This window comes from Zestosphaera sp., assembly GCA_038843015.1.
Lineage (GTDB): Archaea > Thermoproteota > Thermoprotei_A > Sulfolobales > NBVN01 > Zestomicrobium.
On the sequence record JAWBSH010000006.1, the window covers coordinates 56,624 to 79,871 of the forward strand.

The 23,248-nt window shown below is 42.4% G+C and carries 24 protein-coding genes and 1 tRNA gene; 13 read left to right on the forward strand and 12 right to left on the reverse strand.

What is annotated here, in order from left to right; genetic code table 11:
• The first annotated feature begins 111 nt into the window (after window positions 1-111).
• Genes QXL29_05685 through QXL29_05695 form a run of 3 tightly spaced genes read left to right on the forward strand, consistent with a single transcriptional unit; the run spans window position 112 to window position 3,135 of the window.
• Window positions 112-516, forward strand: a complete 405-nt coding sequence (locus QXL29_05685) for a translation initiation factor IF-5A (GenBank protein ID MEM2284083.1) — start codon at window positions 112-114, stop codon at window positions 514-516.
• Window positions 516-1,862 carry a signal recognition particle protein Srp54 gene (locus tag QXL29_05690; GenBank protein ID MEM2284084.1) on the forward strand — a complete coding sequence of 449 codons (1,347 nt, stop codon included), beginning with the start codon at window positions 516-518 and terminating at the stop codon, window positions 1,860-1,862. Before QXL29_05685 ends, QXL29_05690 begins: the two co-directional genes overlap by 1 nt.
• Entirely contained in the window at window positions 1,846-3,135 is a 1,290-nt protein-coding gene (locus tag QXL29_05695; GenBank protein MEM2284085.1) for a tRNA pseudouridine(54/55) synthase Pus10, read from the forward strand. The genes QXL29_05690 and QXL29_05695 overlap by 17 nt, the downstream gene beginning before the upstream one ends.
• 13 nt (window positions 3,136-3,148) lie before the next feature.
• Here the strand turns inward: QXL29_05695 and uppS are convergent, their stop codons facing one another.
• Window positions 3,149-4,003: a polyprenyl diphosphate synthase gene (gene uppS / locus QXL29_05700; protein ID MEM2284086.1), complete on the reverse strand. Its 855-nt coding sequence runs from the start codon at window positions 4,001-4,003 to the stop codon at window positions 3,149-3,151.
• 147 nt (window positions 4,004-4,150) lie between these two features.
• Between uppS and QXL29_05705 the strand changes: the two genes are divergently transcribed.
• From QXL29_05705 to QXL29_05720, 4 genes are all read left to right on the forward strand, one after another.
• Window positions 4,151-4,537 (forward strand): 30S ribosomal protein S8e, encoded by a 387-nt coding sequence (locus QXL29_05705; GenBank protein ID MEM2284087.1) that lies wholly within the window; start codon window positions 4,151-4,153, stop codon window positions 4,535-4,537.
• Window positions 4,538-4,592: 55 nt separating this feature from the next.
• Complete coding sequence (locus QXL29_05710) at window positions 4,593-4,886, forward strand: signal recognition particle subunit SRP19/SEC65 family protein (protein MEM2284088.1); 294 nt, start codon at window positions 4,593-4,595, stop codon at window positions 4,884-4,886.
• Window positions 4,887-4,998: 112 nt separating this feature from the next.
• Window positions 4,999-5,259 (forward strand): Gar1/Naf1 family protein, encoded by a 261-nt coding sequence (locus tag QXL29_05715; protein MEM2284089.1) that lies wholly within the window; start codon window positions 4,999-5,001, stop codon window positions 5,257-5,259.
• A 2-nt stretch (window positions 5,260-5,261) separates the two neighbouring features.
• Window positions 5,262-6,125, forward strand: a complete 864-nt coding sequence (locus tag QXL29_05720) for a TFIIB-type zinc ribbon-containing protein (GenBank protein ID MEM2284090.1) — start codon at window positions 5,262-5,264, stop codon at window positions 6,123-6,125.
• A 49-nt stretch (window positions 6,126-6,174) separates the two neighbouring features.
• On the opposite strand, the gene QXL29_05725 is transcribed toward QXL29_05720, so the two are convergent.
• The 7 genes from QXL29_05725 to gcvPA all read right to left on the reverse strand — a co-directional run bounded on the left by QXL29_05725 (window position 6,175) and on the right by gcvPA (window position 14,948).
• Window positions 6,175-6,504, reverse strand: coding sequence for an ASCH domain-containing protein (locus tag QXL29_05725; protein MEM2284091.1), 330 nt, complete (start codon window positions 6,502-6,504; stop codon window positions 6,175-6,177).
• Window positions 6,505-6,545: 41 nt separating this feature from the next.
• On the reverse strand, window positions 6,546-8,531 hold the full coding sequence (locus QXL29_05730; GenBank protein ID MEM2284092.1) for a DUF460 domain-containing protein: 1,986 nt from the start codon (window positions 8,529-8,531) through the stop codon (window positions 6,546-6,548).
• The gene (locus tag QXL29_05735; GenBank protein ID MEM2284093.1) at window positions 8,521-9,408 is read right to left on the reverse strand and encodes an RIO1 family regulatory kinase/ATPase; all 888 of its coding nucleotides are present in this window, start codon (window positions 9,406-9,408) and stop codon (window positions 8,521-8,523) included. The genes QXL29_05730 and QXL29_05735 overlap by 11 nt, the downstream gene beginning before the upstream one ends.
• A 135-nt stretch (window positions 9,409-9,543) precedes the next feature.
• Window positions 9,544-10,791 (reverse strand): methionine adenosyltransferase, encoded by a 1,248-nt coding sequence (locus tag QXL29_05740; protein ID MEM2284094.1) that lies wholly within the window; start codon window positions 10,789-10,791, stop codon window positions 9,544-9,546.
• 57 nt (window positions 10,792-10,848) lie between these two features.
• Window positions 10,849-12,015, reverse strand: coding sequence for an ATP-NAD kinase family protein (locus QXL29_05745; protein ID MEM2284095.1), 1,167 nt, complete (start codon window positions 12,013-12,015; stop codon window positions 10,849-10,851).
• A gap of 27 nt (window positions 12,016-12,042) precedes the next feature.
• The gene (gene gcvPB / locus QXL29_05750; GenBank protein MEM2284096.1) at window positions 12,043-13,560 is read right to left on the reverse strand and encodes an aminomethyl-transferring glycine dehydrogenase subunit GcvPB; all 1,518 of its coding nucleotides are present in this window, start codon (window positions 13,558-13,560) and stop codon (window positions 12,043-12,045) included.
• Between the two features lie 2 nt (window positions 13,561-13,562).
• Entirely contained in the window at window positions 13,563-14,948 is a 1,386-nt protein-coding gene (gene gcvPA, locus QXL29_05755; GenBank protein ID MEM2284097.1) for an aminomethyl-transferring glycine dehydrogenase subunit GcvPA, read from the reverse strand.
• Between the two features lie 65 nt (window positions 14,949-15,013).
• On the opposite strand from gcvPA, the gene gcvT reads away from it, so the two are divergent.
• From gcvT to QXL29_05775, 4 genes are all read left to right on the forward strand, one after another.
• Window positions 15,014-16,126: a glycine cleavage system aminomethyltransferase GcvT gene (gene gcvT / locus QXL29_05760; GenBank protein MEM2284098.1), complete on the forward strand. Its 1,113-nt coding sequence runs from the start codon at window positions 15,014-15,016 to the stop codon at window positions 16,124-16,126.
• Window positions 16,127-16,136: 10 nt separating this feature from the next.
• Window positions 16,137-16,562, forward strand: a complete 426-nt coding sequence (gene gcvH / locus QXL29_05765; protein MEM2284099.1) for a glycine cleavage system protein GcvH — start codon at window positions 16,137-16,139, stop codon at window positions 16,560-16,562.
• A gap of 50 nt (window positions 16,563-16,612) precedes the next feature.
• Complete coding sequence (locus QXL29_05770; protein ID MEM2284100.1) at window positions 16,613-17,068, forward strand: hypothetical protein; 456 nt, start codon at window positions 16,613-16,615, stop codon at window positions 17,066-17,068.
• A 286-nt stretch (window positions 17,069-17,354) separates the two neighbouring features.
• Window positions 17,355-17,840, forward strand: coding sequence for a hypothetical protein (locus QXL29_05775; GenBank protein ID MEM2284101.1), 486 nt, complete (start codon window positions 17,355-17,357; stop codon window positions 17,838-17,840).
• Here the strand turns inward: QXL29_05775 and metG are convergent.
• Window positions 17,805-19,541 (reverse strand): methionine--tRNA ligase, encoded by a 1,737-nt coding sequence (gene metG / locus QXL29_05780; GenBank protein MEM2284102.1) that lies wholly within the window; start codon window positions 19,539-19,541, stop codon window positions 17,805-17,807. The genes QXL29_05775 and metG overlap by 36 nt on opposite strands.
• Window positions 19,542-19,655: 114 nt before the next feature.
• Between metG and QXL29_05785 the strand changes: the two genes are divergently transcribed.
• Complete coding sequence (locus QXL29_05785) at window positions 19,656-20,771, forward strand: hypothetical protein (GenBank protein MEM2284103.1); 1,116 nt, start codon at window positions 19,656-19,658, stop codon at window positions 20,769-20,771.
• On the opposite strand, the gene QXL29_05790 is transcribed toward QXL29_05785, so the two are convergent.
• From QXL29_05790 to QXL29_05800, 3 genes are read right to left on the reverse strand one after another with little or no spacing between them, the layout of a single operon-like run.
• Window positions 20,725-21,234: a hypothetical protein gene (locus QXL29_05790; protein ID MEM2284104.1), complete on the reverse strand. Its 510-nt coding sequence runs from the start codon at window positions 21,232-21,234 to the stop codon at window positions 20,725-20,727. The two genes, QXL29_05785 and QXL29_05790, sit on opposite strands and share 47 nt — an antisense overlap.
• Window positions 21,231-21,686 (reverse strand): Lrp/AsnC family transcriptional regulator, encoded by a 456-nt coding sequence (locus tag QXL29_05795; protein ID MEM2284105.1) that lies wholly within the window; start codon window positions 21,684-21,686, stop codon window positions 21,231-21,233. Before QXL29_05795 ends, QXL29_05790 begins: the two co-directional genes overlap by 4 nt.
• 51 nt (window positions 21,687-21,737) lie before the next feature.
• Window positions 21,738-22,487 carry a hypothetical protein gene (locus QXL29_05800; GenBank protein ID MEM2284106.1) on the reverse strand — a complete coding sequence of 250 codons (750 nt, stop codon included), beginning with the start codon at window positions 22,485-22,487 and terminating at the stop codon, window positions 21,738-21,740.
• Window positions 22,488-22,635: 148 nt separating this feature from the next.
• Between QXL29_05800 and QXL29_05805 the strand changes: the two genes are divergently transcribed.
• Window positions 22,636-22,712, forward strand: a tRNA-His gene (locus tag QXL29_05805).
• Window positions 22,713-23,248: the final 536 nt, after the last annotated feature.

The following is a 23,248-nucleotide window of genomic DNA, read 5'->3' on the forward strand; positions in this document are numbered from 1 at the left end:
GCCAATCATTTTTTAGGTGTGGAGCTTATAAGCTTTTACCGCGCAAGAACATGCTCTCACTAAATAAAATATATTAGGGCTGTTTAGTGGATTAGTTAAGGTGCTATAGTAATGAGTACTACATACGCTGAGTTAGGAGAGTTGCGTGAGGGTAGCTTCATAGTAATTGACGGCGAGCCTTGTAGGATAGTTGAGATAAGCAAGGCCAAGACAGGTAAGCATGGGAGTGCTAAAGCACACGTAGTTGCTGTAGGCATATTCTCCGGGTCTAAGAAAACGTTGGTAGCTCCGGTAGACCAGAGAGTAGAAGTCCCGATAATTGAGAAGAGGTCTGGCCACGTCATAGCCGTTATAGGGTCAAGCGCTCAAGTCATGGACCTAGAGACTTACGAGACCGTAGAGATAGAGTTACCTACAGAAGAAGAATTGAAGAGCAAGATAGTTGTTGGTGCTGAGGTAGAGTACTGGAACGTCTTGGGAAAAAGAAAAATCATGAGAGTCTTAAAGGGAGCTTGATGAGCTACTTAGGAAGACTAAAAGACTTAGTATCTGATTTTGTAAGGGGTAAGGGACCTTACGAAGAAAGCGTCAACGAGTTTATAAAAGAACTCCAGAAAGAACTGATTAAAGCTGACGTAAACCTCAAGTTAGTAATTGATTTAACTAAGAACATAAAAGAACAAGCTCTAGAGTCTGAGCCACCACCTGGAGTCCTGAGGCGCGAGTGGTTTATTAAGATAGTTTATGACAACTTAGTAAAGTTCTTTGGCGGGGAAGTAGTTGAGGTACTGCCTAGGAAGATCCCGTGGGTCTTAATGTTAGTCGGCATACAAGGTAGCGGAAAAACAACTACTGCGGGGAAACTTGCATACTACTATAAGAAGCTTGGCTACAAACCCTGCTTAATAACTACGGATACTTATAGACCAGCTGCTTACGATCAGTTAAAACAAATAGCTGAGAAACTCAACGTCCCGTTCTACGGCGAGAAAAACAGCGATAATCCTGTCGAGATAGGTGTGCGCGGATTAAGCAAGATGCTTAGAGAAGGGTGTAGCTTAGTAGTAATTGATACTGCAGGGAGACACGGGTACGGCGAGGAAGAGTACCTCCTTAAAGAAATGGAGGATTTAGCTAAGGCTTTAAAACCTGATGAGATCATGTTAGTTATTGACGCGTATATAGGTCAGAAAGCGTATGATATAGCGAGGAGATTTCATGAAAGAACTCCTGTGGGCTCCATCTTCATAACAAAACTTGATGGGACTGCTAAAGGCGGTGGCGCGCTCTCAGCAGTTGCTGCTACAGGAGCTAAAATAAAGTTTATTGGCGATGGTGAAAAACTTGAAGATATAGAGTCCTTTAACCCTAGGAAATTCGTTGCTCGGTTGCTGGGTCTTGGAGACCTAGAAACTCTCTTAGAGAAGTTTAAAGCTCTAGAAGAGAGCGAGGAAGTTCAGAAGAGACTCGAGAAAGCAGTTCTCACTGGAAAACTGACTTTGAGAGATGTCTACGCTCAAGTCAAGTCTCTGAAGAGACTGGGACCTCTAAGAAAGGTTCTCCAGATGATTCCGGGCTTTAGTATGGCACTGCAAGTAGATGATGAGAAACTACGTATTTCTGAAAAGAATATGGAGAAATGGCTACACATAATGGATTCAATGACATACGAAGAACTTGATCATCCAGCAATAATAGATAAGAACAGAATAAACAGGATAGCTAGAGGTGCCGGAGTGACCCCTAACGACGTGAAAGAACTACTGAAATATTACGAGACTTTAGTAAAGATGATAAAGACTTTGAGGAGCAGGAAAGACCTACTGAAGAGGTTTGGATTAAAAGATGTCTCGCTTGAATAACGAGTTACTCGATAAAGCTCTTAAAGCACTCCTTAACTACCCACTCTGCGACAGATGTTTAGGAAGACTCTTCGCTAAGTATGGGCTAGAATTAAGTAATTCTGAGAGAGGTAAGGCTCTTAAAATACTACTAGGGATGAACATACATAGAGCATTGAGTAGCAGTAGTAGCGCATTAAGTGAGGAAGACCTCTTGAAAGTTGCTGAGAACGGAGGCAACCCTATCTCAGATATAGTGCAGTATTACGTAGGGCCTGTTAACGTCAAGAAGTGCTACATTTGCGGTAATAAGCTAGATATCCTAATAAACGAGTTAACTGTTAAGTGTCTCGACCTACTTAAAGACAGGGAATTCAAGTCTTTGTTAGTTGGTGTAGAGAAAAGTTCTACGTATGAGGAGAGAGAAAAAGAAGTTGTGTCCATGTTAGGTGTGGATTCTTGGGAGTCGATTAGGAGAGAAATCAAGAGAGAAGTAGGTAAGAGACTTCACCTAATCACTAACACAGAACCTGATTTTAGAGAGCCTGACGTCTTACTAGTTCTTAACCTAGATACACAAGAAGTAAAGATTAGGTCTTCTCAGATATTTCTTAAAGGGTACTACCTCAAGCTAGGTAGGTATATATCTCAGAGATGGTGGTACTCTAAAGACAGTGGTTTAAGATATAAGGCATCGGTTGAGGGTGTAGCAGAGAGATTAACGAGTGTGTTCTTAAGTGATAGTATTCTAATACACGCAGCAGGTCGTGAAGACTCCGACGCAAGGATGTTAGGCAGTGGGAGACCCTTGATCATCGAGGTCGTGAACCCTCGTAAGCGGGAGTTAAAGGTGGAGGAAGTAAATGATGTTCTGCGTGACGAATGGGTCAAAATAAAAATACACACAACCTCGTCTTTTGAAGAGCTCGAGGAAGTCAAGAAAGCCAGAAAGCCTAAGATATATAGGGTGGTTGCTTATGTGTCAGAGGGGCTTGAAGAAGAAGAACTCAAAAAAGTTGAGGAAGAACTAAGTAACGTCATAGTGTACCAGAAAACCCCTAAGAGGATACTTAAGAGGAAGAAAGATGTTTTGAGGAAGCGAAGAATACATAAGTTGGTTGCTAAGATGCTCTCTAAACACTTAATAGAGTTAGTGATTATGTGCGAGAGCGGGCTCTACGTGAAGGAAGTCATTACCGGTGATGAGGGTCGCACGAACCCATCAGTTAGTGCTTTGCTAGGTAAGGAATCACTTCCAGTATTTCTGGACGTTTTAGAGTATGTTAGAGACTGAAAATGCTTGAGTATCAAGCTCCGAATCTTCTCTGCCTCTTCTGATAAGCCCTGATAGCTCTCAATAAATCAATGCGCCTGAACTCAGGCCAGAAAACATCGCAGAAGTAGAGCTCACTATAAGCTATATGCCATAAGAGGAAGTTGCTTATCCGTAACTCACCCGAGGTTCTTATTACTAAGTCAGGCTCCGACAAGTCTAGTGTAGGGAGATCTGATGCGAGAGGGAGGTACTTTATGAACAAATCCTCGCCTATCTCATCTACACCTACCTTGCCTTCCTTCACGTCTCTCATTAATACTCTTACAGCATCTATTATTTCCTGCCTACCACCGTAGCAGAGAGCCACGTTAAGGATTTTCTCACCGTATTGAGAACTTAATTCTTCAATTTTTCTTATCTCAGCTCTTAAGTTTTCAGGTATTATGTCTAGTCTTCCCAAAAACCTCACGCGAACTTTATATCTCTCAAGTATTCGCTCACTAATGAACTTATCTACTCCTCTCTTCATCAAATTAAATAAATGAGCTTTCTCTTCTTCAGGTCTCCTAACACAGTTCTCGTAAGACATAGCATACACAGTTACTACCTTAACTCCGAGATCCCAGAGCCAGCTAAGAACTTCTTCTAATCTCTCATAACCGACTTCGTGACCTACGTTCGCGTCAAGACCTTGATTCCTCGCCCACCTTCTATTCCCGTCCGGAATTATAGCTATGTGTTTAGGTATAGGACCCTCAGAAACCTGAGTATATAGCCAGTTCTCGTAGAATTCATAAACTAGCTTACCTAAAGGCCTAGAAATAAACTTAAGTCTTCTGCTTAAGCTCCTCGCCAACTTAGCAAGAGACAGCATCAAATCCGACAATACCCTCCAAACAAAATATTGTGTCAAGCCGTAATAATCGTTTCTTTTTGTAGCTGAGAACTCCTAACCTGAAGGTTAGAGAGGGGTTAGAGCACTTATTAACCTTAGACTTATGATAGTTTTAGTCGTGAGGAAGGGTGGTGTTAGATGGGTGTGTATCAGGGAAACGACTTTAGGAAAGTAACGGGAGGTAGGAGAAGACCACATAGAATGAATAGAAAGTATGAGTTAGGAAGATTTCCTACGATGACCGTGGTTAGTGAGAAGGAAGAAATAGAAACCTTACGTGTGAGAGGTGGCAACCTCAAAGTACGCCGTAAGAGAACCTTATACGCTAACGTAGCAGACCCGAAAACCAACGCAATTAAGAAAGTAAAGATAATTAAAGTTGTTGAAACCCCAGCTAATAGAGAATTGGCTAGACTCTCGGTAATCACTAAAGGCACCATAATCGAAACAGAGCTGGGCTTAGCTAGAGTGACTTCAAGACCTGGTCAAGATGGGGTAGTCAACGCAGTCTTAATTAAAGACTAGCAACTCTACAGCTTTTAGCAATAGGTAAAGTAAGATTCACTCATGGTGTAATTAAGTGAAGGAATACGTCATATGGCCAGAATACTTCTCAGCAAATCTTAGCAGAAAACAAGGGAGGAGAGTTAGTAAGTTATTAGCAGTGGATAAAGTAAGACCAGAAACATTCCTTAAGGCCTGTGCAGAATTAAGCTGGAAATGCAGGATTGAGGAGGGTAAGTACCCGCGTGCATGGTTTGAGTCTTACGGTTTTAAAATAATTGTCGTGTTAGAGAATAAAATCGAGAGTAAACACACATTAATCAAAACTTTAGCGAGTAAGTTAAAAGAAGTTAGTAGCAAACAAGCTTAATTCACTTAAGATAGTTACTAGCGTATTACGTGAGTATCTCGAAATACAGCTTACAAATAAAATCAAGTATTACATTAATTATTACTTTTAAGTCCGAACACGATATAAAGTCTTGGCTCAGGGACCTCCCTTGATCAAGTTAGGATACTACCTTCACAAAACTCCCTCAGGGAAACTCATAGTTAAAATCAGCGGTAAGAATCCGCCCAAACTCGGGAGTAAAGTAGTTGATAGTAGGGGAAATCTATTAGGTATTGTAACTGACGTAATAGGTCCTGTGAGTTCGCCGTACGCAGTAATTAAGCCACTCACTACTAACTTAAGTCTTAGCCAACTTGAAGAAGTCTACATAAAGTCTGTGAGAGGTAGGTAATTATGTCTTCATGTCCTCAATCATCGATAATATATGACGAAGTTAGAGGAGAGTACATATGTACTGAGACAGGCGAAGTATTAGAAGAAAGAATGGTTGACGTAGGTCCTGAATGGAGATTCTTCGAAATAGCTAATGAGACGAGCAGAGTGAGAGGTAGTGAGCCAGTAACTAGTAAGGTTCATGATTATGGCTTGTCTACCGTGATAGATAACCACTCTTATGAAGGGAAAAAACTTAACGAACTTAATAAGTCTTCAAGAGTGCATAGCAGAGAGAAGAGATTGGTAAAAGCTCTTCAGTTAATGAACTCAATAATAAACAGGCTGAGTCTTCCTAACTCAGACCTAGTAAAAAATGACGCCGGCTTGATAGTGAACAGACTCTACCGTAAAGGCATTATAAAGAAAAAGAATATGCGTGCAATAATAGCCGCAGTAGTAATCACTACACTTAAAAACTATAGCATCCCAATCGATACTAGAGAGATCCTTAACTTATGTCAAGTAACTCAGAGAGAAGTCTGGAAAGCACTCCTTAAAATTCACAGAGACTCTGGAGAGAAGATACGTGTAGGCGTAATAGACCCCTTAAGTTACGTAAGACAGTACTCATGCATTCTAAAAGTCTCTCCAGAAGCAGAGTCTCTAGCTATGAAGTTAGTTGCTACAGCTAAGAACTCAGGAATAACTTCCGGTAAAGGACCTCAAGGAATTGCGGCAGCTGCACTATACATAGCCTCAATACTCATGAACGAGAAACAAACACAGCAAAACATCTCTGAAAAACTAAACGTAACCGAAGTAACGCTGAGGAATAGATACAGAGACTTAGTCAATGAACTAGATATAATAGTGGAACTTTGACTTTCCTACACAGCAAGTATTGACCGCCCTTGCAAGAAGACTGAGTTACTTATGTTAAGTCAAGACCCAGCAACCTAAACTTGATTAACTTAACCTCAGTATCGTCTCTTATTCTGTGTTTGCCGTATATCTTCCTTAACTCACTGAGTAGATCTTCCCTACTCTTAAAACCATCGTCCCTCGCGTCAGCATCAGTTAACTCGCTTATCTTTTTCGTAATAACGTCTTCGATGACAGCTCTACCCACATGTACACTCCCTACTCTTACATCCACTATATCGCCTTTCCTGACGTTAGAGCGGAGCCTTATAGTTGATGTTTTCTTACCTAGTACTATGCTCCTCCCGTACTCTTTCTTGAAGACCAGAGTCTTCCTCATTAATTTCACCAAACTCTAAATTATTGATTTAGCTCTCTACTTTAAAACTCTCTGCTCTTCCTATACTCCTCGATTAACGTACTGAGATCCTCGTACGTTAGTCCGTACTTCTTTTTCCTCCTTTCTTCAGAGAGTTGAGGAACTAGTGCAATGACCCTGTCAAAAGAGTTTTTATCAACTACTACGATACACTCATTAACTTCAAAAAACTCTTCTGCTGAGACTGCGGGTATTAGCTCTTCTTCTATTAGGTGTCTGCTCAACCCTAACGCAGTAGGAGGTAATAGAAAGCCTAGTCTAGCACTCTCAACGAGTTCTCGCGCCTCTTTAAGAGCTTCAGTCACGTCATACGTGAAGGCTACTGCAATCTTCTCTCTATCAAGCTTTAGAAACTTAAAGCACTTGCTACTATATACTGGGACTAGCACGTGTGTTCTTGTGTAGAGTTTCATGAACACGTTTTCATAGTTGATTACTCTAGACTTCAAAACATTGTTTTCGTTTTCTAGTATTCTTAGATGAGCTTCAAGATTCCTCACTCTTTGCATAAGCTCACTTACTTTTCTATCTTTGAGGATCTTCTCGCTGAGCTCTGAAGACATGCTGTCTAGACGTGACGACAAATCTCGCACAGATTTCTCTAGCTCAAGCATCCTCTGCTTATAGAATTCTTTTTCTTTCTCAAGAGTATTTATCCTCTCTTTAAGTACTTCCTCTGCTTTGCGAGCTTGAGATGCGACATCACTCTTCAAAATAATTTGAGGCTCCTTCTTCTCCTCCCTCACGTAATCGTTAATCACTTCTTCAATTATACTAGAGAGGTCTTCGTTCGTTAATACCTTGACTTTGTATTTTTGTAGGTTGATGTCGTAGAAACCCATCTCTCTTAATCTGCAAGACAGCTTCTCTAGTTTCTCCTGGAATTCTCTGTAAGCCTTAAGTGCTGCCGCTAAAGCATCCCTCTCGTGCGAGTTCTTGATATCTATTGTTGGGTGTTGTTTAATAAACTCAGCAACACTCATTTCCTTATCTGCCGTACTCAACGATTTCTGAGGCACGTAGAGTAGTGCGCCTAGGGAAGCAGCTAACTTCCTGCACATTTCTGGCGGCGGGTTTTTGTCTGTTGCTACTAGTGCTGGACGCCCAAGCTTAATCAGTAAATTATGTATATCGCCTCTATCGAGTTCTCTCCCGGACGTGACGTACACCAAGTTCATGTCTAGGTCTAAGACTGCCAAACCAACACTGACTCCCGGATCATACCCTACTATCAAGTAACGCTTCTCGTCACTCTTGCCCGACTCTACTATATCGTTGAGGAAGCTCTTACTGAGAACAGGTCTGATCCTAACTACTACGTCTTTACCTTTAACTTGCTTGATGAGGCCATAAAGCTTCTCACGAGATGTATAAACTGTGAATAAAGCTTTCTCGATGCCGCCATCACTCCTCCTAACTGTGAGGTCGTAATCAATATTGTTTTTGTCAAGGACTTCCTTTATTTTCCTTACGTGTCTAGTAACTAAAGCGCGAAGATTTCTAACATACTTTTCGGTCCTAGAACCTCCTGCTACCCCAGAACGTCCAGGATACACGTATATCTTAACCTTATTCTCAAAGACCCTTAACTTACTGCCGTAACCTTCTTTTGCTAAGTAAGCAATAACTAAAGCAGTTTTGAAAGGGTCTAACTTACTCTTATCACTAGTAAGTCCTGTCTCCTCAGCCAAATACTGAACCTTAACTAGCTTACCTGACTCAACATTGACTTGAACTAGCGTAAGTCCTGGAGGAAGCATCTTAATCACCTTAAGTAAGTCTCTCTTACTACCGCCTAGCTCAAGCACGTTGTCCGTGGCCAAGATCTCAGGTCTTATATCCCAGAGCTCTCTGATTAATCCTCCAAAACTAACTTCTTTAACTGCCTTAAGAACACCGCCCTCTAAAAACGCCATCGCGTACCTAAACTGTGATAAGTCACTACCAGACCTAACTATATCAATACCTACTATCTTCTCAGAGTTCATTCTTCAAACCCTTCACAAACTCCAAACAATCACTCACTCTCTTATCTAATCCATAACTTTCTTTGAAGAATTTAACCATGTATGAAACGTCTCTAGATAAGAGTTCTTCAGCTCTAGGATCGTCTCTATACACGTATTGAGGCCAGTCAATAACGTATGGCTTCTCACCTTCGTCAACACTGACCAGTATGTTATACTCACTTAAATCCCCGTGAACAATGCCTAAGTGTAAGTAAGCGCTCCTTAAAGTCATCATTATAGATGTGAAAATACTCTCCGGCATTAACGCGGTCTTATACCTGTATAACTCAATCCCGCTCACGTAATCCATAACTACAGCGTGTTCTACGTGTGCGTAAGCTCTAGGAACAAATGAAGTGTAGTTACACAGCTTACTTAGAACATCGTACTCTCTACTCGCAGCATTTCTCGAATGCATAAACCACTTACTCTCTTCTGAAGCATAAGCTCGTACCCTTTTAATCTTCTGGAAACTGATGCGCCCGATCTTATAAAACTTAACAGCAACGATTTTTTCAGTAGGTGTTTTAGCGATATAGATCTCGCTTTCTTTCCCAACCCCGACTCTAGTCCCTAAATAACCCAGTACCCCAGAATCACTTAATTTTTTGAGAGCCACCAAGTCTAGTCCTAAGTAAGTAAGTCTAAAACTTTGAGTAGTCTTGTGTTTAGCAACCGCCTTCACATCCATCAACTCACGGAGAGACTTATCGATACGTGAGGGAGGAAGTCTAGTGGTTCTCTCAATTTCTTCCAGAGGTACGTACTCGTGCTTAAGACTTAGACTATTAAGTGTTGCCAAGATTTTAAAACTCTCGCTACTTAATCTTTTGTAAATCAGAGCTAGCTCTCTCAGTTTCTCAACCTCCTAAGGAACTCAGGACCTTCAGCAAATAACTGCTAATACTCAGCAACGAACCTCACATCACTACTCAGGCCCGGGTTCACTCATCACTCTCCTCATTAAAACTGACTAGTAGGAAAAATAATTTTAGAATAACATGACTTTACCGCTCAGCACCTCATACGTGATCTTGTTTATATTTTCTAACTCTTCATTAACTATCTCGACGACGTCTGACTTAATAGCGTTGAAAGCTTCTCTCTCAACAGGTATTAGCCTTACTAGAGCCATTTGAGGGTCGTCTATTGGGTGACCTATTCTAGAAAGGAGTTTTACGTAAACTTCTCTAACCTTAGGGACTTCCTTAATTATCCTCACAGCTATCTTATTAGCTAAGACGTTATATATTTTGCCCACGTGTGTTACCGCGTTTTTGCCGGCAGTAGCTTCTAGACTCATAGGTCTCATAGGAGTTATAAGTCCGTTGACTCTATTGCCACGACCAGTCATTCCATCATCACCGTGTTCTGCGGAAGTCCCTGTGACAGTCATGTAGACAGAGTTTTTCTCGGGGATGTCAGCGCTATTAATAAAGATCTTAACGTCATATCTACGCATTTCATCTCTCTTAGACAACTCACTAACTACGTAATCCTTAACCTTATTTTCTACCTCCTCCTTCACAGACAGGTAATGACTTAAATCACTTATTAAGTGAGATATCATTGCCGCGGCAACAGTGAGTCTTATTTCATCACCTACTCTAAGACCCATTACTTTAACATCTTCTCCAACTTCAGGGAGTTTCTCTTTAAACTCACGTGAGTTCAAATACCTCTCAACACCTAAAACGATACTCTCTAGAGGTGTTAAGGGCGCGTAACTAACACCTATACTCGTGTCGTTGGCTAGCGGTCTACGCTTCTCTTTCAAGCCAGTCTCATACGTTTGGACTAGATCTACGCTACCTGTCCTTATCATGTAGTCAACAATCACGTGTCTTTCAGGGTCTAAGAACCTGAAATTCTGGGAAATCCACTTCTTGACCGCGTCAACTACTATAGTACCTACAGGAATCCTATCTAGACTCCCGTTACTTAAGCTCACAAACTCTGTAGCTCTGCCAGCAACTAATATGTATATTGGGTGAAGAACCTCGCCACCCCCAAAACGAGGCTTTGACTGCCCGCCAACTACTAAAACTTTGTCCACGTTGTGATGCAAGATCATGTTGTAATTCTCTAGGTAGTACTTAGAGAGAGCAACACTAGATATTTCAGAAGCTGCGTCAGCTATATAGTCTGGGTGGCCGAGTCCCTTCCTCTCAACAAGCTCAACTCTCCACTCACTAACTGGTGAGTAATCAGCTAACTCAACTTCAATATTCCTAGCCATCATCACACACCACCTAAAGACATAACACACAATAAAATTTTAAATATGATATGATTCTCAAGTCTTTAGATACTGTGTCAACCCTCCAGAACTTAAATACTTATCCACGCAGCAGGCAGGCAAGACCAACTTAACAGTCTCCTCACCATAACCCGTTATAACTCTCCAGTAACCACTTAACTCAAGTTCTAGCTCAGGGTCACCAACATCTATTAAGAGATACTTAATTCCAGCAAGCTTAGAATGTGTTGCTAGAACGAATATATCAGTCTTCTTAACAAGTCTTAAAACTCTAGCACTAAACTGCTGATTACCTCTACCAAAAATATATCCCTGCCTGCCTATAACAGAGACTACTAAAGAGACACGTCCATACTTCTCTATCAGACGAAGTATTTCTGACTCACTCAAATCCCTACCTACTAGCTTCCGTTCATAAATCGCGTCAACGCCCAACAACGTCTTCTTAAGTCCTAGGAGGTCTGCGATAGCCTTAGTGGTTGTCCCAGGACCTAGAAAGTAGAGGACTCCTGGAAACATGTACTCCTCAATAAAGTACTTAGCAATACCCCACTTCTCCTCCTCAGACCCGCTGACTAAGTCTTTAGAAGGCACTACAAACCCTTCTAAGACCGGCGCAACCGCGTATCCGTACAGGCGTACATTCAGCAGATCTTCTTTAAGCTTAATCTCATCAACGTCAGCAACCTCAACTTGATCTACCGAGATATTACCTCTCTCAAACTCTACCACGACCTCAGCAGCAACTTCAGGAGATGTTGCGAAAACACCTGAGTACATCTTGACTCCAGAAGGGACTCCTAAGATCGGGACCTTAGTTCCTGCGACACTCAATACGTCACGTGCCGTGCCATCACCACCGACAAAAACTATCAAGTCTACATCACTCTTTAAGAAAACCTCGATGACTCTTAAGGTGTCCTCACGTGACGTAACAGACTTGCCGCGGTCAGGTAAGTCGAGACATGAGAACCTTAATCTACTTGAGCTTAAATAATCACAACCCATGACAGAATTAGCTGCTACTATTACTCCCTGAAAACCTTTCTCGGACAGAGCCTGAAGAAACCTGACAGCTTTTGAAGGAGCTACGGGCTTAGCCCCCCTTTTTAGAGCCTCTTCATAGAGTTCACCGTCAGTTCCTTTAAGCCCTACAGATCCGCCCATGCCCGCGATAGGATTTACAACAAAACCTAGCTTCATCCTCAAACCTCACGTACTGCGACATCACTAAACTTCCTGGCTCTTCAACCTTCTTAGATGCTCGTACGTCGGCGCTAGAGTCCTCGGGTGATTAGCTACTAGAACGTCTAAGCGCTTGACTGAAGTATTGACAGGCGAGGACTTAACTACTTGAGGGTCCCTATATGCAAGTTCTATTATCTCCTCATAAGCTTTAGCCAACCTATCAATATTCTCTTTAGTCTCTGTTTCAGTCACCTCAATCATGTGAGCTTCCTTAACTATCAGCGGGAAGTATATTGTAGGGGCGTGAAGACCCCTATCAAGCAAAGCTTTAGCTACATCTTCAGCACTAACTCCTGTCTCCTTAAGAAGATTCTCAAAACTTACAACGAATTCGTGTTTGCGCCACCTGTTCTCACCGTAAGGTAATGAAATCCCTCTCATTCTCCTTAACTTACTCATTAAGTAGTTAGTGTTGAGGACACTAACTTCAGCAACCTCTCTTAAGGCAGGTCCTAAAGCAGCTATGTAGATGAAAGACTTTACTATAGGCACTATATTGCCGTAAAACCAAGATACTCTCCCTATAGTTCTGCTAAGGTCATACCTCAACTTATATGAACGCCCGTCAAAACCTACTAGGGGTACCGGCAAGTAGTCTATTAATTCCTTCCTAACACAAACAGCACCCGCGCCAGGACCGCCACCACCGTGTGGTGCTGCGAAAGTCTTGTGTAGATTTAGGTGGACTATATCAAAGCCCATATCACCGGGTCTTACTATACCTAGTATGCCGTTTAGGTTTGCCCCGTCATAATACATTAACGCGCTCTTCTCGTGTATAAGGTCGGAAATCTCTACGATGCCTGACTCGAATATACCTAACGTGTTAGGATTCGTTAACATCAGTCCTGCAGTATTGTCGCTTAACACAGACTTCAGAGCTTCTATATCTGTCTCCCCACTCGGTGCTGTAGGTATCTTAACTACTTTGAAGCCGGCCATAGCTGAACTAGCAGGGTTGGACCCGTGAGCTGCTTCAGGAACTATCATCTCGTTCTTGTTATTGAGGCCTCTGTCATGATGATATTTTCTTATTATGAGTGCTCCCACGAACTCGCCGGCAGCCCCTGCAGGAGGTTGTAGTGAGCACTCATCCATGCCCGTGATCTCCGAAAGCCATCTCTGCATTAAATACATTATCTCCAGTATTCCCTGAGCTTCTTCCTCATCTTGATATGGGTGAAGCTCCGTTACTCTGGGGTCTGAGGCCAGCTCCTCACAAATCTTTGGGTTATACTTCATCGTGCAGGAACCTAAAGGTACAGGACCTACATCAACACCGTAAGACATCTGAGACAGTCTGTTATAATGCCTAACAACCTCCACCTCACTTAAGTTAGGTATCTTGAGCTCACTACTCCTTACTAGAGACTCAGGTATCCTTTTCAGGGCTTCAGAAGCTTCATTAGCAAACTCTTCATCTATCAAGAGAGTCTGCTTACTAAAACTGCTTAACTCGAAGACTATAGGTTCTTCCCACTTAGCTTGCCTGAACAGCATCTCTAAACACCCTCCAGTACTTCCTCGAGAACTGTCATCAGGAAGTCTATGTCTTTTCTAGTATGTAACTCAGTAACACAGGCTAGACTACACTCACTCAGTTCTTCGTAGAATTTGCTGAGTGCTGGACCTATACTGACTCCCCTACTAGACAGCAACTTAATAACCTGACTAGCTTTCTTGCCGTGGAACCGAATACTCACCTCACGGAAGTAGAGTGATTCAGGGAATAACGGCTCTGCAACGCTGGTGTTAAGTAGACGCTTTACTAAATAATGCGTCCTCCCTAGAATAGCTTCACCAAGTTTCTTGAGTCCTTGAGACCCTAGTAGAGTCAGGTAAACGGCAGCTCCTACAGCCTCTAACGAGGAGTTAGTAGTTATGTTGGAAGTTGCTTTCTCCCTCTTAATATGTTGTTCCCTAGTCTGGAGTATCATCGTGAAGCCTAACTCATCACTACCTAAAGTACGCGTAGCTCCTATCAGCCTTCCTGGCAACTGCCTCAGTAACTCCTTCTCATCGTTTATCCCCAGGATGCCGGCTGAAGGACCTCCATAATTAAGACTCACACCAAGACCCTGTACATCACCGACTACGATGTCAGCGCCTAAGCTTCCTGGACTCTCGAAAATACCTAATGATAGTGGATTCGAGTAGACTATGCTTAAAGCATCGAATTTATGTGTTTCTTCAATGACTTCCTTAAGAGCAGACTCAACAACGCCGAAGAAGTTAGGTGTCTGTATGAAGACTGCCGCAGTATCTTTGTCTAGCTTACTCCTCAAATCACTTAAGTCTGTCTCACCAGACTTAAGATCTACCTGAACCTTAACGATGTCTAAGCCAGCTCCAAAACCCCAAGACTTCATCACCTCAATTATCTCTGGATGTGCGTAGCCGCTAACCAAGATCTTCTTTTTCTTCTTTACTCGAGCAGCCATTAACACTGCTTCAGCCGAGGCTGTACTGCCGTTATACATTGACGCGTTAACGACCTTAACCCCGTATAAGTTAGCTATGAGGCTCTGGTATTCGAATAAAGCCTGCAGTAGTCCTTGAGCTATTTCAGCTTGGTAAGGCGTGTACGCAGTGTAGAACTCGGGTCTAGAAAGTATTGCTTTCACGACGGAAGGCACGTAGTGCTGACACACACCGCCTCCAATGAATGACGGGACATTACTTAAGCGGTTCTTAGAAATTAGCTCGTTGAATAGTCTCCTAACCTCATACTCAGTTAACGGCTTCCCGAAACCAATACTTAAGTCTCTGTTGAAGATTATCTCGGTAGGTACGTCATTAAATAATTCTAGTACGTCACTTATACCTAGCTCCTTCATCAACTCTTTCTTGATGTCAGGTGAGGAATTAGGTATCCAGTTATGTGGCATTCGGGTCTCCTTATAGTTCTTAACGACTTAATTAAAATACTTTGAGTTAGTTTATTATAGACGGGGTGCTTGAAATAGTTAAAGAAGTGCCCTTGTTAGACGTTCAGAAAGAGTTGAGCGGTAACGTAGGCGAGTTTGCTGGTTGGGTTACTTCTATGGATTATGGCAACCCCCTCGAAGAGCACATGAATACCAGAACTTCAGCGTCTGTGTTTGACGTATCTCACATGGGCAGGTACGTGATTAGAGGCAGACGTGTCTTCGAGTTTTTGCAGAAGCTAGTTTCTAAAGACCTTAGTGAGGTAGGCGCTGGAAGAATGAGTGGCCCGGTATTATTGATGAATGAGAGTGCAGGTATTAGAGATGACATCATGCTCTATAATGTTAGTGAAGACTTATGGCTTGCTGTTGTTAATGCGCCTAACGTCGAGAAAGACCTAGAATGGATGAATGTGTGGAGAGCTAGATGGGGATACACAGACGTAGAAATAGAGAACGTAACTCTAAAATCGACTCTAATAGCTATTCAAGGGCCTAAAGCTGCTGAGGTGATGGAGAACCTAGGCTTCGCTGAAGCCAGAAACTTGAAAATCCTCGAGTTTGCTTACGGTGCTGAAGTAGCTGGGAAGAAAACTATGCTGGTGAGTCACTCAGGATGGACGGGGGAGGAGGTCCGGTCATTCGGCTTCGAGATATGGACCGACGTAAATCACGGGGCAGAAATACTTAGGAAGTCTGTAGCTCTAGGGGCTAAACCCGCGGGACTCATAGCTAGAGACACCCTAAGACTCGAGATGGGTTATCTTCTGATAGGTCAAGACATGGACGAGAGCACGAATCCTGTTGAGGCTAGGTACTGGCTACCTATATCTCTAGAAAAAGAAGACTGTATAGGATGTCCTAAGCTCAGAGAGATATACGAGAGAGGAGTTTCTAGGATTAGAGTGGGACTAAAGCTTAAGAAAGGCTTGAGGGTCATTCCTAGGCATGGTGCGGGAATTTACGCTGGAAACAACCTAGTAGGTAAGGTAACTAGTGGCGCTTTCTCTCCTTACCTGAACACTGGAGTAGCTATGGGTTACGTGAACACCAGCCACGCGTACATAGGCTCAAGACTAGATCTTGAAGTGAGGGGAGGCAGACAAAAAGCTAAAATTGTTGACTTCCCATTAATTTGAGGGACTTGAAATGAGTGAGCAGCAAATAGTAGTAAAGACGAGACTTGGTGAGTACTTAGTACGTAAGAACCTGCTTTACACAGCTAAAGACGAATGGGTTAGAGTCGAAGGAGATACGGTGACTCTGGGAATCACAGACTACGCTCAGAAGAAGCTGAAATACATAGTCAACGTGGAGTTGCCAGAAGTAGGTAGGAGGGTTAATGCTGACGAGGCGGTAGCGACACTCGAGTCTGTTAAGGCGGTAGCAGAAGTTTACACACCCATAGAAGGCGAAGTTATTGAAGTTAACGAAGAACTCACAGAGAAACCAGACTTAATAAACACAGACCCTTACGGGCGTGGATGGATAATCAAGTTAAAGTCTTCGAGAGTTGATGAAAGCAAATTACTGAGTCCCGAAGATTACGCGGATAAGATTTCTAAAGAAGAATAATTGCTGTTTTTAAGATTTCAAAACTAACAATACTTGAAGTTAGTGAGAGTATGTACCTTAAAATGCCTCCAAGAATAAAAATCCTTGAAGCTACCGGGGCTGTGGCTGACGGCAGGGTTAAGAAATTAGATGATAAGTTGTTTAGAGTAGTATCTTCTGAAGGAGACAGAATATATAACGTGTACGTGGACTTAGAGAAGAAAGAGGCGTGTAGCACAGATAATGGCACGATATATAGGGGTTATATAGGTTACCCTATAATATCCTCGCTGTTTATTTTGGGAGCCTTACCTTATGACACACTAATAGGTAAATCACTCGCTAATATAGATTGGAGACATCTTAACGAGACTCTAAAGAATTACTCTCTAGTAGAGGAGAGAGTTAAAGAGATTGCTAGAGACAGAGGAGTAACTTCAGAACTCATAGATAAGTACTTAAACGAAGTTTACACACAACTAAGAAAAATAAAACTAGCTAAAGTGAGTAAGTGTCTTAATCCTTGAAGTGTTATTACGTAGCTGACCTCCTCGCCCTTCTGAAGGGCGAGGGTTATGGGAAAGTTTAGAGCTACATTCCCGGTAGAAGTCGGGTTTAGTCCTGCGTCCGGTCTCGGCGCTTCACCCCCTACCCCCACACAGTGCGGGACTCAGGGATCTACTATCCGCCGAAATATACTAAAAGATATGGAACTCACAAACCCTACCACACCATCCCCACACTAGAGAGACGAGGTTTTCAACTGTAAAAGATTTATTTCCTAGTTATAGAAATATTTTTAGTGAGGATTAGATGAGAGCTAAGGTAGCCATAATTGACGGGTACCCAATACTCATGAATCTTTACGAGCCTTACAAACATAAGATTAACGAGTATAACGTGCTGATAAAGGATAGCGGATATTACTTAAAGCCTCTCCACTTCGTTTACCTTAAGTCTCCTGATATGTTCCTCAGTATCAGGTATGTTTATTTTGGTAGGTATTGGTATAGAGTATATAAAATTTCTGGCTCACGTAGCAAGCCTAGGATGAGGTGGATATACGTCGGTAAAGAAAAGCCTGACCCCACTCTCCCTGATCCTCCTTTAAATCCTTTTGAGGGTTTGTACGTTTTAGTCGTAGGTAGTGATGTGCTGTTGAGCGAGAAAAGTTATAAGGCTTTAGTTAGGATTTCTGAGAGTTTTCACGGTGTTAATGTGTTTGAGGGTAAAGTAGTAGATCTTACTAAGCAGAAGGAAGAATCAGAATCTCAGGACTTCTGGCCTCTCATTATTTAACTCACTACGTACTCGCTCTAAGTATTGTTCTCTTTTAGAGTCGTCTAACAGAATATCAACTAGTTTTTGCGGTATCTTAGTAAAGACTTGCTCTGGCTTATTTATTTTATGAGGTAGCTTAACCAGCTCTAGAGGATGATTCCTGATGACTATCCCCTCATCATCTACATTTATTGTTTTGAGTAGTTTTTTAGATGAATGAGGTGTTATAGGGTATAACATGATGCTGAGTGTTAAGACTGCCGTAAAGCCCACGTTTAAGGTACTCTTGACTTCATCGACGTTTTCCTTGATCTTAGCCCAGGGAGCCTTAACGTTAACGTACTGATTCCCCTTCTCACTCAGCTTAACTACTAGTTCACTAGCTTCTCTGAGTCTAGCCCTATACATTAGGGATTTGTAGGAAGCCCAAACCTCATCAACGTACTTCCTGAACTCTATGTCTGTACTGTCCGTTAACACTACCTCATCAACTACTCCCTCGAAGAACCTGTGTATTAGCGTCAGCACTCTATGAATAAAGTTTCCTATATGGTCGTTAAGCTCGTTATTAACGAATCTCACGAACTCAGACCATTTAAAGTTTGTGTCTTTATCTTCCGGCCTCATTCTTATGAGCGAGTATCTCCAGTAATCTGCGTTATCAACTATCTTAAGTGCTTCGTCAATCCAGACACCAACTCTCCTACTCTTGCTAAACTTCCTCCCCTCATACATCAGGTACTCAGTAGCTGAGATTAGCGTGGGTAAGACGTAGGGTTCTTGAGTAGCCATGAGTAATGCCGGGAGTATTACTGCGTGGAACGGTATGTTGTCTTTACCTATGAAGTAAGCAGTCTTAGCTTCGTTGTCAAGCCAGTACTTAACCCACTCGCTCTCCTTGCCTAGCTTAACGAAAAACTCTTTAGTAGCTGAGATGTAACCCAGTAACGCGTCAAACCAGACATATATAGTTTTGTCTTCAGAGCCTGGGAAAGGTGATGGGATACCCCACTTATTATCTCGTGTAAGTGATCTAGGAGTTAAGCCTGTCGTTTCTATCCAAGACTTAGTAAAGTTTTTCACGTTCTCGTCTAGCAAGTCATGTTTTGTTATCCACTCAAGTATGCTCTCCTCGAACTTATCTAGTCTGAAAAACCAGTGTTTTCTGTTTTTGAAGATCGGGGTAGACCTACAAAAGACACATTTAGGGCTAATTAACTGCTCAGCTTCTAGGAGTCTGCCGCAGTTATCGCATTGATCCCCCCTAGCTCCCTCAAAACCACAGTAGGGGCATATGCCCTCTACGAATCTGTCAGGCAAGTATATCTCGTCTTTAGGACAGTAAGGAATTACCTGAACTTTCTCTTCAATAAAACCGTTTCTAAAGACTCTCAACATAAATTCTCTGACAAACTCTTTATGAGTCTTGCTTTCAGTCCTAGTGTAGTTGTCGAAGGATATATCCCACAACTTCCAGAGTTTCACTATATAATCATGTGAAGAGCTAGTTAATTCTTCAGGCGGAACGTTCTTCTTACGAGCCTCAACCTCTATGACCGTACCGTGTTCATCACTACCGCTTACGAAGACTACGTCCTCACCCATCATCCGGAGAAACCTAGCGTAAACGTCAGCTGACAAAACACTGCCTATCATGTTGCCTAAGTGAGGCACGGAGTTTATGTATGGCCATGCTGAAGTAACTACCCACCTACCCATCCCCACCCACCTCTTAGTAATATTACGATAACTACTCTTAATAACTAATTCGCGAGACCCTGAACTATTATAGTCTCTGAAAACGTTTTAGTAGTTTGGTGGAGGGCTGGAGAGTTGAGTAAGCACTACATATACCCTTTTCTAAAGAGGCTAGACGAGTATTTCAGAGAGAGATTCGGGAGTGAGGTAGACCTGGCAGTACTATTCACTAATAAAGTCTTAAAGATTAAGGCTGCTGATAGAGTAAAGAGAGCTCTCTCTAGGAGGAAGAGTAAGAGCTTGGGCGTCAGCCTTGCAGAGCAGGATGAAGACGAGTATCTGGTTTTCTACATGGGGTTACTCGCGGCAGGCCTTACAGACGTGTGGGCCCTCAGGAAATACGTAGACAGTGAAGTGAAAGACTTCATAGAGTTGATGAAGCTAGAGAATAGCAAGTTTTTATGGAGTGTTTCACGCATGTTGGGCATATCGAGTGAGTTGCTTGCCAGAGATGATGAGTGTGGTTATAAGGTAGTATTGCCTTCTGAACCTAAGTCAGAAATATCGTGTTTTCAGTTCAGGCTAACAATACCTAAGTACTTGACTTACGCTGAGAGGCTCTTAGGGGAGGCGGGCTGGTCGCTACTAGAGACTTACGTGAGAGAAGGCTACGTATACTTACCTAAGAGTAAATATGTGCGCCTGTTAGAAGACCCCCTCAAGGAATACTTAATCAAGTTATTTGAGGAATTAAGTTTTAAGCTGACTGACACTAACGTTTTAGAAGACTTGAGAAGCGATATAGCTGAGGTCATCCGCAGAGAGTATAAGCACTTACGTGCTGAAGAATCTAGTCAAGCACTCCCGAGTGAGATTAAAGAAGAGTTTTTTCCGCCATGCATTACTGAACTGATTAAATCTTTGAGAGCTAGTGAGCACCTAACACATATTCAGAGGTTTGCTTTAGCTACGTTCCTTCTTAACGTGGGGGCTTCAGTAAATTATGTCCTTGATTTAATGAAGAATGCGCCAGACTTTAACGAGAAGATAGCTAGGTACCAGATAGAACACTTAGCTGGTATGAAGGGTGGCGGGAAGAAGTACAGAACCTACAGTTGCATTAAGATGAAGGAATTAGGCATGTGCGTGGCTGAGTGCGGGGTTAAGACGCCACTTCAATACTATACAAAACGTCTAAAGAATCTCAAGAAACCAAGCGAAAGACTATCTTCTCGTAACCAGGAATCCTAAAGCCTCTCTTAACAGAAAATCTTAAAACGTTTTTTGGCTTGACTTCGTACTCAACCCCCACATCCGCTTCAACTACCTCAGAATTCTGTGGAAAGATCCAGACAACGCTGTAGTCGTATGTGGTGATTTCAGACTCGTATATGTTCTCATACGTGTTGAGCCCTTCTATTAAGTCTCCTCTGAAGTGAATTAGGAACTCTATGAAGGGTCTCTTGAGAGAGCCTCTGAAGCCAGCATTAACTAATATTACTCTAGGCTTAGTTATCACTCCATTGACCTTAACTATCTCTTCATTTAAGAACGACTGCATGTTATTCTTCATAGCTTCTAGTTCTTCTTCTAGTCTAGTCTTTAGTGCTCGCGCGAACTCTTCTTCGGTATCTATGTACTCGTAAATCATTATCTGGTGAAAGTCTCCTGTTAGTGAGACTATGAAGTATCCGTAAGCGTATATTGGCTTCACGTTATGAGTACCTTCCTGTCTTCTTTGATCACTCTCAACACAACTGCTGTGGAGGTTCTCTGAACTCCCTCTAGCGCTCCTATGACGTCTAGTAAATCAGAGAGTTCTTTGTGGTCTTTAACGTATACTTCAGTTACGAGAGTCCACTCGCCAGTCACGTCGTAGACTGCCTTAATGTTAGGCATGCTAGCTAACTTGCTAGTTATGTCTGAGTACTTTCTCACATCTATCGAAAGGAATACTAGAGCTCTTAAGTTGAGACCTACTAACTCAGGAGTTACCTCAGCTACTATCCTCTTTATTAGCCCTCTCTCTTTTAACTTCCTCAACCTCATGTATACTGTGGAGGGGCTTACACCAAGTATCTTACCTATCTCAGAGTAAGTGAGGTCTGCATTTTCTTGCAGAATATTCAGGAGTTTCTTATCTAACTCATCAATTTCTTGAACCACGATTATTTCACCAATAATAAGAGTAGCGTTAAGGAATAAAAATTTTGTTATTTAGGCCTTTGGCGCACTTAAATATTCTATTACCTCGCCACCAGGTAAGTTAAAGGTAAGACGTATGGGCTGATCAGAACTAAACTCGATTTTAACAGCGTCAGTGACTTCACAGAGTGGTAAGATTTTAATTATGTAGCTCTCCTCATAAGAGCTTTTAGAGCTTTCGTCAACTTCTAGCTCTATGAGTGAGCCACCCATTACAGAGAAGCTAACTTCACCACCCACCTCCGGGGCTGTGAGTTTCAAGACTTGATTATTACTTGCTTCGAAGATTATAGTCCCGCTACCTCTCAAGTCACTTAAGGCTGTCTTAAACGCTGAGGTGTATACAGATCCCCTAACCTTGAATTCTAGTGTTATCTCAGGTATCTCAGATACTGGAACTTCGATAGACCTATACCTATACCTCCTCACAGTCACGGACTCAATAACGAATTCGTAAAAGTCTTCACCAGCTCTGAGAACAACCTTGTCCGACTTCTTAGGCTTTGGAAGAGTCCTCATTAAATTACTCAGATTTACCCCGACTGAAGTCTCTTCCACCACGTTATATGTTAAGAAGCTAGATGAGGGAACATAAACACTAACTAAAGCTACTTGAGCAGGGTCGAGAGCTCTTATCTTAAGACCCTCGGCATCGAAAGTGAATAAAGCCTCATCAACAATCCCAGAAACCATCTCGAGAATCTTACTAAAAACCTTGCCACTAGGATACTCAACAACGACTCTAAACTCTTCCTCACCCACCAAGCAACACCACATATATAATTACAGAAAACACAAATAAAATAGTAACCAAATGATGAAGAACATCGGAACAGACAAGGATGAAGAACCGTGTGAGGTCTGATAAACACCACAACTTAAAAACTAACAAAACTCAATACTATTGGTGGCTCCGGTAGCTCAGTCTGGGAGAGCGCGGGGCTGTGGACCCCGAGGTCCCGGGTTCAAATCCCGGCCGGAGCCCCATTTCTCTCACACACTCAGAAGACACCTTCCCTGACTCCCTCGCTCTTTAGGGCGGAGGTTCTTGAAAGTTTTAGGCTATCTTCTCCATCCCTTGGAGGATTTGGTTCTGCGTTGGCTCTCCGGCGTGGTGCTTTAACTTCATAGAGTTCTAGGTTGACAAACCGCTTCTTATCTTGAGGTTTTTGTTTGTTTCTCTGTGGTGATTAATCAAGGCATCCCCGAGCCCCCTCATGAGCCGCCGTAAGTCTCGGAAGCCCCGAGACCACCACATTCACAATTTTTACAAACCCTAGAAAAAACCAAAAAGAAACAACTACCCAACCCTCTAACTTCTTTTTTGTCCTGAAGAACGAGGTCGTTTTCGCTATCAACTCATTAGAAGATGACATAGTCTTAGGTCATTCTTTGAGAGTAATATATATAGGAAGTTTTATGAATAATAGTTGGTGGCAATATGTCTTATGTGGCGACGTATGAGAAACCAGGCATTGAGGTTGTTAGCGCGCTTCAGAAGATGCGGGAGGGAATATTATTCG